This is a genomic window from Myroides sp. TSA_177.3, assembly GCF_052691955.1.
The window spans coordinates 115,833-130,597 of sequence record NZ_JBQZGD010000010.1 but is presented as its reverse complement, the minus strand read 5'-3'; the positions used below and the strand labels follow the sequence as shown (position 1 = coordinate 130,597).

Annotated in this window: 14 protein-coding genes and 1 tRNA gene; 9 read left to right on the top strand and 6 right to left on the bottom strand. The window is 36.7% G+C overall.

Annotation, left to right across the window (positions count from 1 at the left end; genetic code table 11):
* Positions 1 to 281 precede the first annotated feature (281 nt).
* Positions 282 to 761: a regulatory protein RecX gene (locus ACUTSE_RS11355; RefSeq protein WP_002988265.1), complete on the bottom strand. Its 480-nt coding sequence runs from the start codon at positions 759 to 761 to the stop codon at positions 282 to 284.
* Positions 762 to 913: 152 nt separating this feature from the next.
* Here ACUTSE_RS11355 and ACUTSE_RS11350 point away from each other — a divergent pair, with 152 nt between their 5' ends.
* Positions 914 to 1,408 (top strand): DinB family protein, encoded by a 495-nt coding sequence (locus ACUTSE_RS11350; protein ID WP_445640297.1) that lies wholly within the window; start codon positions 914 to 916, stop codon positions 1,406 to 1,408.
* A gap of 102 nt (positions 1,409 to 1,510) precedes the next feature.
* On the opposite strand, the gene ACUTSE_RS11345 is transcribed toward ACUTSE_RS11350, so the two are convergent.
* Positions 1,511 to 1,590 (bottom strand) — tRNA-Leu (locus tag ACUTSE_RS11345).
* A gap of 159 nt (positions 1,591 to 1,749) precedes the next feature.
* On the opposite strand from ACUTSE_RS11345, the gene ACUTSE_RS11340 reads away from it, so the two are divergent.
* The 4 genes from ACUTSE_RS11340 (at position 1,750) to ACUTSE_RS11325 (ending at position 4,541) form a co-directional block, all read left to right on the top strand.
* Positions 1,750 to 2,691 carry a ribose-phosphate pyrophosphokinase gene (locus tag ACUTSE_RS11340; RefSeq protein WP_002988261.1) on the top strand — a complete coding sequence of 314 codons (942 nt, stop codon included), beginning with the start codon at positions 1,750 to 1,752 and terminating at the stop codon, positions 2,689 to 2,691.
* A 26-nt stretch (positions 2,692 to 2,717) separates the two neighbouring features.
* Positions 2,718 to 3,326: a 50S ribosomal protein L25/general stress protein Ctc gene (locus tag ACUTSE_RS11335; RefSeq protein WP_060874320.1), complete on the top strand. Its 609-nt coding sequence runs from the start codon at positions 2,718 to 2,720 to the stop codon at positions 3,324 to 3,326.
* 129 nt (positions 3,327 to 3,455) lie between these two features.
* A complete protein-coding gene (pth, locus tag ACUTSE_RS11330) occupies positions 3,456 to 4,022 on the top strand; it encodes an aminoacyl-tRNA hydrolase (RefSeq protein ID WP_002988257.1) in 567 nt (188 codons plus the stop codon).
* Between the two features lie 18 nt (positions 4,023 to 4,040).
* The gene (locus tag ACUTSE_RS11325) at positions 4,041 to 4,541 is read left to right on the top strand and encodes a GNAT family N-acetyltransferase (RefSeq protein ID WP_445640296.1); all 501 of its coding nucleotides are present in this window, start codon (positions 4,041 to 4,043) and stop codon (positions 4,539 to 4,541) included.
* Positions 4,542 to 4,576: 35 nt separating this feature from the next.
* Here ACUTSE_RS11325 and aspS read toward each other — a convergent pair whose 3' ends face one another.
* The 4 genes from aspS to ACUTSE_RS11305 form a co-directional block, all read right to left on the bottom strand.
* Positions 4,577 to 6,328: an aspartate--tRNA ligase gene (aspS, locus tag ACUTSE_RS11320; RefSeq protein ID WP_002988249.1), complete on the bottom strand. Its 1,752-nt coding sequence runs from the start codon at positions 6,326 to 6,328 to the stop codon at positions 4,577 to 4,579.
* Positions 6,329 to 6,404: 76 nt separating this feature from the next.
* Positions 6,405 to 7,577 carry an MFS transporter gene (locus ACUTSE_RS11315; RefSeq protein ID WP_115091982.1) on the bottom strand — a complete coding sequence of 391 codons (1,173 nt, stop codon included), beginning with the start codon at positions 7,575 to 7,577 and terminating at the stop codon, positions 6,405 to 6,407.
* A 22-nt stretch (positions 7,578 to 7,599) separates the two neighbouring features.
* A complete protein-coding gene (locus ACUTSE_RS11310) occupies positions 7,600 to 8,664 on the bottom strand; it encodes an NADH:flavin oxidoreductase/NADH oxidase (RefSeq protein WP_445640295.1) in 1,065 nt (354 codons plus the stop codon).
* A gap of 56 nt (positions 8,665 to 8,720) precedes the next feature.
* Complete coding sequence (locus ACUTSE_RS11305; RefSeq protein WP_002988241.1) at positions 8,721 to 9,377, bottom strand: metal-dependent transcriptional regulator; 657 nt, start codon at positions 9,375 to 9,377, stop codon at positions 8,721 to 8,723.
* A gap of 102 nt (positions 9,378 to 9,479) precedes the next feature.
* Here ACUTSE_RS11305 and ACUTSE_RS11300 point away from each other — a divergent pair, with 102 nt between their 5' ends.
* From ACUTSE_RS11300 to ACUTSE_RS11285, 4 genes are all read left to right on the top strand, one after another.
* Entirely contained in the window at positions 9,480 to 11,732 is a 2,253-nt protein-coding gene (locus ACUTSE_RS11300) for a TonB-dependent receptor (protein WP_445640294.1), read from the top strand.
* Positions 11,733 to 11,744: 12 nt separating this feature from the next.
* The gene (locus ACUTSE_RS11295; protein WP_445640293.1) at positions 11,745 to 12,212 is read left to right on the top strand and encodes a thioredoxin family protein; all 468 of its coding nucleotides are present in this window, start codon (positions 11,745 to 11,747) and stop codon (positions 12,210 to 12,212) included.
* A 156-nt stretch (positions 12,213 to 12,368) separates the two neighbouring features.
* Positions 12,369 to 12,734, top strand: coding sequence for a BlaI/MecI/CopY family transcriptional regulator (locus ACUTSE_RS11290; RefSeq protein ID WP_050899469.1), 366 nt, complete (start codon positions 12,369 to 12,371; stop codon positions 12,732 to 12,734).
* A 21-nt stretch (positions 12,735 to 12,755) separates the two neighbouring features.
* Positions 12,756 to 14,723 carry a M56 family metallopeptidase gene (locus ACUTSE_RS11285; protein ID WP_445640292.1) on the top strand — a complete coding sequence of 656 codons (1,968 nt, stop codon included), beginning with the start codon at positions 12,756 to 12,758 and terminating at the stop codon, positions 14,721 to 14,723.
* Positions 14,724 to 14,765: the final 42 nt, after the last annotated feature.

The following is a 14,765-nucleotide window of genomic DNA, read 5'->3' as shown; positions in this document are numbered from 1 at the left end:
AAGCCTGCGCCCTTCTTTTGAAAAGCCTGATTACGTAAGTAGTCAGGCTTTTTTGTTTTATACCGGTTTGGAAAGGTGAGGTGATGAGAGGAAACGGACGTAGGGGCCAATGGCAATTGGTCTTCTTGTATGATGCATATTGTATTGTGGTAAAATATGGTGACAAAGAATGCACCGTAAGGGCCAATGGCAATTGGCCTTATCGCAGGATACATATCGTATCCCTGCATCCACCACAAAAAAGCAAAACAACAAAAAAGCCCTAAAAAAGGGCTTTTATACTATGTTATCTCTAAGTCTTGGGTTTTGTTTATAATATCAGACATCGCGTATCCTTTGCGAAATAAGTAAGCTTGAAACTTTTGTTTTTTCTTTTGTATATCGGTATCCGTTAATTGATTCCATTTGTTTTCGCTAATGCGATCAAAAGTTTGGTAGTATTCTTCATCTTCAATTTCAGCCAAGGCAATTGTAATGATTCGACTATTGATATTTCGGAATTTTAATTCTGTTGTAATTCGATTCCTTCCCCAAGCACTTAAACGGTGTTTTCCTCTTACAAAACTCTTGGCAAATCGCTCTTCATTTAAGAAACTATGTTCAATGAGGTGAACGATAATTTCATCGTGTATTTGTGGTGTTATTCCCAATAGAAACATCTTATTGACTACTTCAGAGTGACAACGGTCTTGATACGCACAATAGTTTTCTAATTTGCGTTTAGCTTCATCAAAGGAAAGGTAGGTAGTATCTGTTTTCAATGGTTTTGTTTTTTACAAAGATAAAAAAGGATTTAGGAAGTTGGAAGAGATGTGTTGGGCTTTTCCTTTGCAATAAATTATAGTTCTCAAAGAAATTGATTATTTGCTTTAAGTTTTGTAGTTTTCCTCTAAGAAAAATAACAACTAACATTATGAGTATTAATAAAAGTTTTTTGCTTGAATTGCAACATGAATTAGGGAGTACAAGAAAGATTATTGCTTGTGTGCCAACAGATAAATGGGGGTGGAAACCACATGAAAAGTCGATGAGTTTAGGAGATTTATCGAAACATATTGTTGAATTGATCGTTTGGACAGAATTTATTACGAAACAAGGTGAGCTAAACTTCCATACGGATTATAAGCCTTTAGAAGCGACTTCTACAGATCAGCTACTCCAACTTATCGATGCGTATGAAAAACGCGTTATAACAGCCATTGAATCGACTACAGAGGAGCAATGGATGGAGAACTGGGCATTAAAAGCAGGTGATCATACGATTATGGAAATGCCAAAGGTTGGTGCGAACCGCTTTATTGTAAATAATCACATCTATCACCACAGAGGGCAACTATCAGTTTATTTGCGTTTGCTCGATATTCCAATTCCTGGAATGTATGGTCCTTCTGCAGATGATGCGAGATAGTTTACGATTGATTGGGAACAGTTGATTCAAATTATATTTGTTTTTGGAAACAAAAAGGATAGTAAATAAAAAAGCCTAACTTGAAAAGTTAGGCTTTTTTCGTACCCGGAGTGGGAATCGAACCCACACTCCTAGGAACACGAGTTTGAGTCGTGCGCGTCTACCAATTCCGCCATCCGGGCATTTGGTGTTGAATTGTGAGTGCAAATTTACAGAAAAAAATAAGCTATCAAAGAAAAAAAGCAAAAAAATCGTTCTAGTCAATTAATATTTTATAAATTTGCATCGCTGAATTACTATAAGGAAGCACTAACTAACAACATAACAACTAATTAGAAAAAATGTTAAATCCTGAATCAGAAGCAAAAATTTTTGCTTGCTCGCAAAGCGTTGAGTTAGCAGAGAAGATAGCAAAGGAATATGGTGTAGAATTGGGTAAAGCTACGTTATCACATTACAGTGATGGAGAGTTTCAACCCTCTTTTGAAGAATCAATTCGAGGAAGACGAGTTTTCCTTGTTTGTTCTACATTTCCATCATCAGATAACCTAATGGAATTATTGTTAATGTGTGATGCAGCTAAAAGAGCATCAGCAAGACATATTACAGCAGTAATCCCTTATTTTGGATGGGCTAGACAGGATAGAAAAGATAAACCAAGGGTTCCAATTGGGGCTAAATTAGTAGCTAAGTTATTAGAATCAGCTGGGGCAACGAGAATTATGACTATGGATTTACACGCAGATCAAATCCAAGGATTCTTTGAAAAACCAGTAGATCATTTATACGCTTCAACGATATTTTTACCATACGTGAAGAGTTTAAACATTGACAATTTGACTATTGCTTCGCCAGATATGGGTGGTTCAAAACGTGCCTATGCTTATTCTAAGTTTTTAGATTCAGATGTAGTAATCTGCTATAAACAAAGAAAACAAGCGAACATCATTGAAAAGATGGAGTTGATTGGAGATGTTACAGGGCGTAACGTAATCTTAGTGGATGATATGATTGATACAGGAGGTACGTTAGCAAAAGCAGCTGATATGATGTTAGAAAGAGGTGCTTTGAGCGTACGTGCAATTTGTACACATGCAATCTTATCAGGAAGCGCTTATGAAAAAATCGAGGAGTCTTCATTAACTGAATTAATCGTTACAGATTCAATTCCATTGAAGAAACCATGTAATAAAATTAAAGTGTTAAGTTGTGCGCCTTTGTTTGCAGAAACAATGCACAATGTGCAGTCGAATTTATCGATTAGCAAAACATTCGTCATGTAAATTATTAATACTAAATATTTAAAGTAATGAAATCAATTACAATTAAAGGATCAGAAAGAGAAAGCGTAGGTAAAGTGTCTACTAAAGCCTTACGTAATGCTGGAATGGTTCCTTGCGTAGTATACGGAGGAGAACAATCAGCAATCCACTTCACAGCAGAAGAGAAAGCATTCAAAAGTTTAGTTTACACTCCTAATGTACACACTGTTGTGATTGAATTAGAAGGTGGTAAAAAAATCAATGCAATTTTACAAGATATTCAGTTCCACCCGGTATCTGACAAAATCTTACACATCGATTTCTACCAATTATTCGACGATAAAGAAATCACTTTAGAAGTGCCTATCAAAATCGCAGGTAACTCAAAAGGAGTTATGGCTGGAGGTGTTTTAAACATCAACAACCGTAAATTAAAAGTAAGAGCTTTACCAGCTAACTTACCTGACTTCGTAGAAGTAAACATTTCTAACTTAGAAATGGGTAATAAATTATACGTTACAGATATTACAACTGATAACTACAAATTATTACACCCAGACAACACTGTAGTTTGTCAAGTGAGAATTTCTCGTGCAGCTATGAAAGCAGCTCAAGAAGCAGCAAAAGCAGCAAAAGCTCCTTCAAAGAAAAAATAATTATAGTCAATATAAATTGTTTGAAAGCGCCTGTATTTTTACAGGCGCTTTTTTTATTTGGTCAAATAACTTATGGAATGTCTTGGGTTTGCGTTATTTTTGTACCTTGAAAATTAGTAACATCATACCATGAAGAAGTTTTTAATTGTAGGATTGGGAAATATAGGTGCTGAATATATTCATACGCGTCATAATATTGGATTTAAGATTGTTGATCAAGTAGCCCGTGATTTAGGAGGAGATTGGCAAACCGTAAAATTGGGAAGTCTTGCAGAAGTTAAGATAAAAGGCAGAACGCTGCTTTTGCTTAAACCTAATACGTATATGAATTTAAGCGGTAAAGCTGTTCAATATTGGATGCAAAAAGAAAATATTCCATTGGAGAATATTTTAGTCGTTACGGATGATTTGAATATTCCTTTTGGAGCCCTTCGAATTAAGGCCAAAGGGTCTGACGGAGGACACAATGGATTGAAGAATATTCAAGCAGTGTTAAATAATACCAACTACCCTCGTTTTCGATTTGGAATTAGCGATGAATTTAAGAAAGGACAGCAAGTGGATTATGTTTTGGGTGAATGGGACGAGGAAGAGAAACAAAAGCTCGTAGAACGTCTAGAAACGTCTTCTAAGGCTATTCAGGAGTTTGCTTTAGGGGGATTGAATAATGCAATGAATACTTATAACGGCAAATAGCTTTTTTCAGGAATCCAGATGAAATTAATCGCTGAAACACCCAGATTGTTGCTTCGAGAATTGCAACCAACAGATGCGCAATCATTCTATGAATTAAATGCAAATCCCAATGTGATTCGCTATACGGGTAATACAGCTTTTGCAACTGTGGATGAAGCTAAAGAATTTTTGGAAAATTACAGCGATTATCTGCTTAATGGCTATGGACGATGGGCTGTTATCTTAAAGGATTCGGGACAATTTATTGGTTGGTGTGGTTTGAAGTATGATGCTGATACGCAACAAACAGATATCGGTTTTCGCTTTTTTGAAGAAGAATGGGGAAAAGGATATGCAACAGAAAGCGCTGAAGCTTGTTTGCATGTGGGATTAAATCAATTCCGATTAGATTGTATTGTTGGTCGAGCGATGAAAGTCAATACCGCTTCTATACGCGTTTTAGAGAAACTAGGACTTACCTATGAGCAAGATATACTATTAGAGGGCGAAGAGGCTGTTCTATATAAAATAAAGCAATAAAAAAACGGGAACTTTAAAGTTCCCGTTTTTTGTTATTATTCCGCTTTGATAGCGATATGCAATTCTTCTAATTGTTCAGGGCGGATAGCACTTGGTGCATCAATCATCACGTCTCTTCCTGAGTTATTTTTAGGGAAAGCAATGAAATCGCGAATCGTTTCTTGTCCTCCTAAAATAGCAACTAAACGGTCTAATCCGAAAGCCAATCCTCCGTGTGGTGGTGCTCCGTATTGGAATGCATTTAGTAAAAAACCAAATTGTTTTTCTGCTTCTTCTTTAGAGAAACCTAGGTGTTTAAACATCAATTCTTGAGTTGGTTTATCGTGAATACGAATAGAACCTCCACCAATTTCATTTCCATTTAAAACCATATCGTAGGCATTTGCACGTACTTTACCTGGATCAGTATCTAATAAAGCGATATCTTCTTTCTTCGGTGATGTAAATGGGTGGTGCATCGCAAAATAACGCCCTGATTCTTCATCCCACTCAAATAATGGGAAATCAATTACCCATAGTGGAGCAAATTCATCAGATTTTCTCAAACCTAAACGATTTCCTAACTCCATGCGAAGTGCACTTAATTGCGCTCTTGTTTTATTTGCAGGACCCGAAAGAACCAAAATAATATCTCCAGCTTGTGCACCTGTAACAGCTGCCCATTGTTTTAAATCTTCTTGGTCATAGAATTTATCTACAGAAGATTTGAATGAACCATCTGCTTCACATTTACAATATACCATACCTGATGCTCCAACTTGAGGGCGTTTTACCCAGTCAATTAAAGCGTCAATTTCTTTTCTTGTATAAGCTGCTCCACCAGGAACGGCAATACCAACTACTAATTCAGCACTGTTGAAAACACCAAAATCTTTGTGTTGAGCTACTGCATTTAATTCACCGAATTTCATTCCAAAACGAATATCTGGTTTATCATTACCATACGTACGCATCGCTTCTTCATACGTCATTCTTGGAAATTCTTTAATTTCAACGCCGTGAACAGATTTCAATAAATGTTTAGTTAACCCTTCGAAAGTATCCATAACATCTTCTTGATCTACGAAAGCCATTTCACAGTCGATTTGCGTAAATTCAGGTTGTCTATCTGCACGTAAATCCTCATCGCGGAAACATCTCACGATTTGGAAGTAACGATCCATACCTCCTACCATCAACAATTGTTTGAATGTTTGTGGCGATTGCGGTAATGCGTAGAATTGACCTGGATTCATACGGGAAGGCACGATGAAATCACGAGCTCCCTCAGGTGTAGAGCTGATTAAATAAGGTGTTTCAACTTCACAGAAATCTTGAGCAGAAAGGTAATTTCTCACCTCTTGTGCCACTTTATGTCTGAAAAGTAAACTGTTTTTTACTGGATTTCTACGAATATCCAAGTAGCGATATTTCATGCGAATATCTTCTCCACCATCTGTTTCATCCTCAATAGTGAAAGGTGGAACACTTGATTCGTTTAAAATCGTTAGTGACTCAACTAAAATCTCAATATCCCCAGTTGGCATATTCGGATTTTTTGATGCGCGTTCAATTACAGTTCCCGTTACTTGAATTACATACTCACGACCTAAGTTTTTAGCGGTTTCAAAAACAGTTTTATCTGTTCTCTCTGCATCAAAGATCAATTGTGTAATACCATAACGATCGCGTAAATCAACCCAAATCATAAAACCTTTATCACGGTGTTTGCTCACCCAGCCTGAAAGGGTAACTGTTGTATTTATATCAGAAGCACTTAATGCTCCACAAGTATGAGTTCTATACATGGTAAAAAATTATTTCTGCAAATTTATAAACTTATTGTGAATCGGAGGTCTTTTGCTCCAAGAATGTAGTTGTAAACTACTGAATTTCTTGTGGCAAAGATTCCGCTCTTTTTTTATATTGAATAAATAGATAGGCCAACATCGCACCACACAGAGCCATTCCTGCGCCTACCCATTCCGGTGAATTATAACCAAAGCCCATCGTAATAGGAATACCCCCTAGGAAAGCACCAAGGGCATTTCCGATGTTAAAGCAAGCTTGTCCAGCAGATGCTGCTAACATTTCGGATCCTTTGGCATTTTTAATCAATAACATCTGTAGAGGTGATCCGATAGTAAAGGCAACTAATCCGGTTACTAATGACATGGCATACGCCATCCATTGAATATGAACGGTATAATAAACCACAACTAAACATACCGCCATTAAGGAGAATGAAAAAATAACAGCCTTGGCAGGGGAAAAGGTATCTGCAATCTTTCCTCCAACAAAATTACCGAGAAACATTCCCAATCCAACTAATGTCATGATGATAGGAATATTTGCTTCTGGGATCAAGGCGATATTAGTCATCATTGGAGCAATATAGCTGATCCAGGCGAATAAACCACCTGTTCCAATGGAAATTAAGGCAACTAGAATCCATGCGAGAGGCGTTTTGAAAAAGGCCATTTGCTTTTTGGTATTTGTGGTGGTATCAGCTTGTAGTTTTGGAATCCAAAAGTAAATTGCTAATGTAGTTATTACTCCTAGAGAAGCAATTAATGTATAGGCTTCACGCCACGTATAATGTTGACCAATCCAGGTACTTAAAGGCACTCCTGCAAGGTTAGCTGTTGTTAACCCAGCAAACATTATGGAAACAGCTTGTGCTTCTTTTCCTTTTTGAGCTAATTGTGTGGCTACAACAGATCCTACACCAAAAAAGGCACCATGTGGTAACCCCGACATAAAACGGGTTGCTATGAGGGTAGGGTAGGAAGGAGAAAGTACAAAAAGCACGTGAAAAACGGAAAATAATAGCATCAAGGCCATTAATACTTTGTGTGGAGCAAATTTGTTGGATGACATAACCAATAATGGTGCACCAACGACCACACCAAGGGCATAGGTTGATATAAAGTTTCCTGCTTTTGGAATGGATATTTGTAAGTCCTTAGCGATTTCAGGCAAAAGACCCATCATCGAAAATTCGGTCATACCGATGGCTAATCCACCAACAGCTAGGGCTAATAAGCTTTTATTCATTGAATATAGTTGTAAAATTTAATTATTCTTTTCCTCTCTCATATTGGGGAGCCCACGGAATCTCAACTTGGAGTTGGCGTGATGCTGTCATAACAAAATGAGGATCTCGTAAAAATTCGCGGGCGATAAAAATCAAATCCGCTTCGTTTTGTTGTAAAATAGTTTCGGCTTGTGGTCCTGTTTTGATTTCTCCAACAGCTCCTACAACCAGAGTTGTATTGTTTTTAATTTGTGCAGCAAAAGGGACTTGATAATTAGGTCCCGTTGTTATTTTCTGCTCTCTTACTCCACCGCCTGTACTTACATCAATCACTTCAACTCCTTTTTCTTGTAATATTTTAGCGAGCTCAACGCTTTCTTCAATAGTCCATCCACCTTCAGCCCAATCGGTTGCTGAAATTCTGACCCATAAACTTTGCGTTGTTAATAAGGGTTGAATGGCATCAACAATTTCAAGTAAAAAGCGAATTCTATGCTCAAAACTTCCACCGTATTCGTCCGTTCTATTGTTGATTAAGGGTGAGAAAAATTGATGAATTAGATAGCCATGCGCTCCGTGTAACTCAATAATTTCATAACCAGCTTGTATGGCACGAAGGGTAGCTTGTTTAAAGGCTTCTACCGTTTCTTGAATCTCTGCTTTTGTTAAGGCAACTGGCGGATGATCTTTTGTGTGAAAGGGAATCGTTGATGGTCCAACCGTTTGCCACCCATTTTGATGGTCTGGCGCGATTTGATCTCTACTAATCCATGGTTTTTCACAACTGGCTTTGCGTCCTGCATGTGCTAACTGAATACCCGGAATACAATTTTGTTCTCGAATGAATTGTGTAATCTGTTGTAATTTAGCGATATGTTCATCTGACCAAATACCTAAATCCCCATACGTGATTCGCCCTTCAGGAACAACTGCGGTTGCCTCCTGAATAATAGCAGCAGCTTGTCCAGTGGCAAATTGACCTAAGTGAACGAGATGCCAATCTGTGGCAAATCCATCCGTGGCGGTATATTGGCACATAGGGGAAACAATAATTCTGTTTTTTAAGGTATGATGCTTCAATTGAAGTGGACTAAATAATTGGCTCATAATGCTAGTTTTGATGGAATTAATAAAAAAAGCTTACTGGTGAGTAAGCCTTGCTATTATTTCAGTTGTACATAAAGATTGTTAGCAATCTTTTTGGTAATCGTTATTTTAGTACCATTGATCTCAATTAAAAATGATTGATCAAAAGGTTCAATCTCTAAAATGACAATTTCACTGCCTAAAGCGATTTTTTGCTTATCTAAATATTGTAAAAACTCAGCTGAGGAATCCTTAACTCCTACACAAATCACGGCTTGTTGAATTTTTGTTTCAGCTAATAATTTCTTTTTAATCTGTTTAATTTCCCCTTTTGCATTGGGAATAGGATCTCCATGTGGATCTTCTGTTGGGTAGCCTAAATAAGCTTCTAATTTATTTATTAACTTTTCAGATTTAATATGCTCTAGCTCTTCGGCTACATCGTGAACTTCATCCCAACTAAATCCCAATTTATCCACTAAAAAAACTTCCCATAAACGATGTTTACGAACAATCATTTTTGCGGCTAAAAGACCCTCTGGTGTTAAGCGAACTCCTTGATACTTTTGATACGTAACTAATTTCTTCTCATTTAATTTCTTAATCATATCCGTTACCGAAGAAGCTTTCGTCTCTATTCGTGCAGCAATTGCATTAGTAGAAATTCCGTCCTCTTCACCTTGTGATAAGTGGAAAATAGTTTTCAAATAGTTTTCTTCTGAATAAGTAAGCATGGAGTGATTTTTTATAAAATACAAATTTACATCTTTTTTTATTTAAATAATATTTTTAGCTTTGCCTAAATTTTAATTTAAACCAATAGTAAATAATTTTTTATGCGTGTAATAATAAGTTTTTTGTTTCTCCTAGTTTTTTCTAGTGCAATAGAAGCTCAAACTATTCAAGGGAAGATTACTTCAAGAGGAGAAGTTCTATCATATGCTAGTGTTGTTATTGAACAAACAACCAAAGGAACAACGGCTGATGACCGTGGAAATTATAAAATTGAAGGGGTAAAACCTGGAACGTATCTTGTTTATGCCGATTTTGTAGGGTTTAAAAAATTGTCAAAACGTGTTACAGTAAAGGAAGGACAAGTTGCAACATTGAATTTTGATTTAGAAGAAGACGCTAGTTTAGAGGAAATTGTGATTTCAGGTTCCTTAAAACCCGTATTAAAGTCGGATGCTGTGACGCCTGTTGAAATTTATACGCCTGCATTTTTTGAAAAGAACCCTACAGCGAATCTATTTGATGCCGTACAAATGATTAATGGGGTACAACCGCAATTGAATTGTAACGTTTGTAATACAGGAGATATCCATATTAATGGAATGGAAGGACCGTATACGATGATTTTGATTGATGGGATGCCTATTGTGTCTTCGCTGTCAACGGTGTATGGATTATTTGGTATTCCAACCAATATGATTGAACGTGTCGAAGTGGTGAAAGGTCCTGCGTCTTCTTTGTATGGAACAGAAGCGATGGGAGGAATTATTAATGTCATTACCAAAGACCCAGAACATGCGGCACGATTAAGTGTTGATGCTTTTACTACGACTTGGTTGGAGAATAATATCGACTTAGGGGCGGGTTATAAATTAGGTAAAAAGGTAAACGGACTTTTTGGTGGTAACTACTTCAAATTTGGAGAACGAAAAGATAAGAATGGCGATGGATTTACTGATGTAACACAACAAGAACGTGTTTCTTTATTTAATAAATTCAGCTTGAAACGACCTGAAAATAGAGTCGCTAGTTTGGCTTTGCGTTATGTGTACGAAGATCGTTGGGGTGGTGAAACAAATTGGCAACGCAAGAAACATAGAGGAAGTGAAGAAGTATATGCTGAAAGCATTTTTACCAATCGCTTCGAGGCAATAGGAATGTATCAGTTGCCTACAACTGAAAATATCTATACTCAGTTTTCGTATATCTACCACAACCAAAATTCAATGTATGGACCAGAATCTTATGATGCGAAACAACAAGTAGCTTTTGCTCAAGCGTATTGGGATAAAACAGTAGGGGATCATAGTTTGTTAGTTGGAGGATCGTTTAAGTATACGTACTACGATGATAATACAAGAGCAACTGGGATATACGATGAAAATGGGTTGGTTAAAAACCAACCGCAAGAAATGCCAATTCCAGGTCTTTTTGTGCAAGATGAATGGTCGCTGAATAAACAGCATAAATTATTGCTAGGTTATCGTTTTGATTACGATAAAATACATGGAGGGATTCATTCTCCTCGTGTAGGATATAAGTTTGCACCGAATGCGAATCATGCTTTACGTGCGAGTTTCGGTACTGGATTCAGAGTTGTCAACGTGTTTACGGAAGACCATCGTGCTTTGACTGGAGCGAGAGAAGTGGTATTCGCAGAATCGCTAGATCCAGAAAAATCATACAATGCTAATCTGAATTATACGGTTAAAGTACCGACGAATTTCGGAGCGTTTAATTTTGATATCAACGGTTTCTATACTTATTTTACCAATAAGATTGATGCAGATACCGACACGGATCAAACGAAAATCATCTATGCAAACTTAGATGGGCATGCTATTTCTAAAGGTATTTCGCTGAATGTTGATGTAGCGTTTGATTTTCCTTTGAAAGTAATGGCGGGTGCAACCTATATGGAAGTGTATCGCAAAGAGGATGGATTACGTGAGCAAATTTATCATTCGCCAAAATGGTCGGGTAATGTTTTAGCAAGCTATAATTTTGGCCATGGATTTACGGCAGATTTAACTGGAGACTGGAAAGGTCCTATGCGATTGCCTCGTGTAGAAAATGATTATAGACCCGAGTACTCTCCTTGGACTGTAATTGCAAATATTCAAGTGACGAAGAAATTCGGTAATAATTTTCAAGTATATGGAGGAGTAAAGAATTTATTCAATACTCTTCCAAAGGAAGATACCATTGCTAGATGGTGGGATCCGTATGGAGAACCAGGTAATGGGGTAACACCTCCTCCAGGTAGAACGGATGTGATTTTTGAACCGAATGATTATAGCTATACTGCTTTACAGGGAATTCGAGGTTTTATAGGCGTGCGTTATAGTATTTTTTAAATTAGTTCGTGTATGAGAGGGGGAAGGATAAGCTATTATGCTATGTTAGGGGGTGTGCTGTTTTGTACCATCTGGACATCTAGTGTCCAAGCGCAAGAAGTAACTTTTTCAACGTTGGAAAAAAAGATGCAGGAACAAGAAAAGCCGATTGTTGTTTTTCTACATACCAATTGGTGTAATTACTGTGCTTTGATGGAGAAGAAAACGTTTTCGAATGCAACGGTACAAGAAGCCTTAAAGGACAACGTGTATTTTATTTCTTTTGATGCAGAATCAAAGGAAAAAATACAGTTTAAAGGGAAAGCATTCGAATATAGAAAAAAAGGACTTCAGTCTGGCGTACATGAATTAGCTGAGGCGCTGACTTCGCAAAATGCTTATCCCGCTCTGGTTATTTTGAATAAAAACTATGAAATTATATACCAACATTATGCTTATGTTGGACCAAAAGAGATGCTTCAATTATTGAAAGCGTTGTAGGAGACTACGTGTTATTTTTCTTTAAAAGCACTGTAAATCAGAAAGATTTACGGTGCTTTTTTTTATACTTTTCAATTAATTTTAGTTGAAAACTAAAAAATTAGTTTGATAACTAAATTTTTAGTTATATGTTTGTTTGAGTTAAAAGAAATACAAATGGAAAAATTAACGAATAAAGAAGAAGAAATCATGCACATCCTTTGGAAGCTGCAAAAAGGTTTCATTAATGATATATTGGCAGAAATGCCAGAACCGAAACCGCATTACAATACCTTATCAACTTTAGTGCGAATTTTGGAGGAAAAGGGAGTGGTTGCTTATCATGCTTTTGGTAAATCACATCAATATTATCCTGTGGTGACGATGGAGGCTTATCGTTCGATGTTCATGGAAGAAACCATGCAAAAGTATTTCGATAATTCGTTCAGTAACTTGGTTAACTTTTTTGTTAAGGACAAGCAGGTATCGCAAAAAGAATTGAATGAGATTCTTTCTATCATTGAAAAAAATAAACAGGTGTAAACCATTAAAACAGAAAAGCGTATGACTCCTTTTATCTTGTATGTACTCAAAGCAAACGGCTTGTTGTTACTAGTCTTAGGTTTTTATTTTTTGTTTTTGAAAAAGGAAACTTTTTTTGCGGCTATTCGTTATTATTTTCTCATCGGGATTGCATGTAGTTTCTTATTACCACTGATGAGCTTTACAAAAACGGTATACATTGAACAGCGTTTCGATTGGTCTATGTTGCTTAACCAAACCAATGAAGTACCTAGAATAGAAGAACAACAAAGTTTCTTCGAGCAGTTGAATATAGAGGCGTTGATACCCGTACTATTTGGAGGAATTACCCTGATTATAGGTCTTTTCTTTTGTGGTAAAGTGTTGCGATTGATTCGCCATATTAAACAATTGCAATTTTGGAAATCACAATCGAATATCAAAGTGGATACGACTACACAAGAAGCGTATTCGTTTTGGAATTGGATTGTATTGCCCTCCAATTATAAGGATATAGCAGCATTGGAAACAATCATCCAGCACGAAGATATCCATGTGCAACAGAAACATACTGTTGATTTGCTACTAGTGCATTTTTTACGTCGCATTTTTTGGTTCAATCCCCTATTAGTAATCTTAGAGCGAGTGGTTCGCCTTAATTTAGAGTATGTCGTAGATCAAAAGGTAACAGCCATACAAAATAGCTACGATTATCAAATGGCTTTGGTGCAGTTTGAACAAGCTAAGACACCTTCATTTTCGTTAGTTAACTCTTTTGGGGCTTCAGATTTAAAAAAGAGAATCGTCATGTTAAACCAACCAAAATCTAAAAATATGAGAAAATCAAAATTTGTTTTATGCCTTCCTTTAGCGGTGGGATTCTTTTTGCTTTTTCAAATCAAAACCCAAGCGGAAGTTCGGTTTATTGATCAAGAATCAACCCCTACAGAGCAGGAACCAGAAAAAAAACAAGAACAGCATGTAGTACCTTTACTTACTAACGGAGGAGAACTAACACCTGCAGAAAAAGACGAGGTTGCTACGGCAGTAAAGGAGGCAAGACAAGGAACATCAGCTAAAGAAACAGCTGACGATAGTCAAGCAAAAGATGGAACGATTTATATTACAACCAATGATCCTTCAGGAAAAATGAAGATGACACTGAATGGTAAAGAAATGACGGAAGAGGAGCATCGTTTACACACAGTAAAACGAATGGCAGAGGGCAAAACCCAAACTTATAGTTTTAATACCTCTGGAGCTGCTGATTCAAATGCGCGTATTATCATCAATGGAAAAGAGTATACCATGGAGGAATTTTCGAAAATAGGGAAGGAGACCAATGAAGATGAAATGTCCTATTCGTATACTATAGCTAAAGAGACCTCCGAAAGAAATGCTCAAAGAATGAAGGAAATTTCAACTAAGAACAAAGAGCAACTTGCAAGAAAAAAAGAACAACTTGCAAGAGAAAAAGAGGAAGCGAGTAAGAAAATGGAAGCGTCTCGTAAGGAAATGGAAAAGTCTAGAAAGGAAATGGAAGCTTCGAGAAAAAAAATGGAGAAATCGAGAAAGCAAGATTTAGAGCGAATAAAGGACAAATTAATTATTTACAACGGTAAAGAAGTTTCTTTGGAAGAATTAGAAAAAATAAATCCCAATGGACTGGGAGGTGGAAATATCAAAATCTACAGCACAGAGAAGAGTATCGAAAAATATGGAGACAAAGGGAAAAATGGGGTTATCATTGTTAATTCTGAGACAAAACAAGTGAAGACTACAAACGGAAAAGGACAAACGTCTAGTTCATTTTCTTTTACTTCGACGCAAGATGATACGAGCAGTCCTTTTTTATATATGTTGGATGGAAAAGCAGTAAAGGCTGTCGAAATAAGTGCGATTCAATCGGAAGATATTGAAAGTATGAATGTTTTAAAAGGAGAAATGGCAAAAGAAAAATATGGAAAAGAAGGTGAAAGTGGAGTAATTGAAATTATTACGAAGAAATAGATTATTACTTTTTGAATTAGATATGTTAGTTAGCAAAGACCT

Excerpts from the sequence above, each read along its gene's own strand:
- ACUTSE_RS11350 (WP_445640297.1), top strand. The coding sequence starts at position 914 with ATGAGTATTAATAAAAGTTTTTTGCTTGAATTGCAACATGAATTAGGG.
- ACUTSE_RS11340 (WP_002988261.1), top strand. The coding sequence starts at position 1,750 with ATGTTAAATCCTGAATCAGAAGCAAAAATTTTTGCTTGCTCGCAAAGC.
- ACUTSE_RS11335 (WP_060874320.1), top strand. The coding sequence starts at position 2,718 with ATGAAATCAATTACAATTAAAGGATCAGAAAGAGAAAGCGTAGGTAAA.
- pth (WP_002988257.1), top strand. The coding sequence starts at position 3,456 with ATGAAGAAGTTTTTAATTGTAGGATTGGGAAATATAGGTGCTGAATAT.
- ACUTSE_RS11325 (WP_445640296.1), top strand. The coding sequence starts at position 4,041 with ATGAAATTAATCGCTGAAACACCCAGATTGTTGCTTCGAGAATTGCAA.
- aspS (WP_002988249.1), bottom strand. The coding sequence starts at position 6,328 with ATGTATAGAACTCATACTTGTGGAGCATTAAGTGCTTCTGATATAAAT.
- ACUTSE_RS11315 (WP_115091982.1), bottom strand. The coding sequence starts at position 7,577 with ATGAATAAAAGCTTATTAGCCCTAGCTGTTGGTGGATTAGCCATCGGT.
- ACUTSE_RS11310 (WP_445640295.1), bottom strand. The coding sequence starts at position 8,664 with ATGAGCCAATTATTTAGTCCACTTCAATTGAAGCATCATACCTTAAAA.
- ACUTSE_RS11305 (WP_002988241.1), bottom strand. The coding sequence starts at position 9,377 with ATGCTTACTTATTCAGAAGAAAACTATTTGAAAACTATTTTCCACTTA.
- ACUTSE_RS11300 (WP_445640294.1), top strand. The coding sequence starts at position 9,480 with ATGCGTGTAATAATAAGTTTTTTGTTTCTCCTAGTTTTTTCTAGTGCA.
- ACUTSE_RS11295 (WP_445640293.1), top strand. The coding sequence starts at position 11,745 with ATGAGAGGGGGAAGGATAAGCTATTATGCTATGTTAGGGGGTGTGCTG.
- ACUTSE_RS11290 (WP_050899469.1), top strand. The coding sequence starts at position 12,369 with ATGGAAAAATTAACGAATAAAGAAGAAGAAATCATGCACATCCTTTGG.
- ACUTSE_RS11285 (WP_445640292.1), top strand. The coding sequence starts at position 12,756 with ATGACTCCTTTTATCTTGTATGTACTCAAAGCAAACGGCTTGTTGTTA.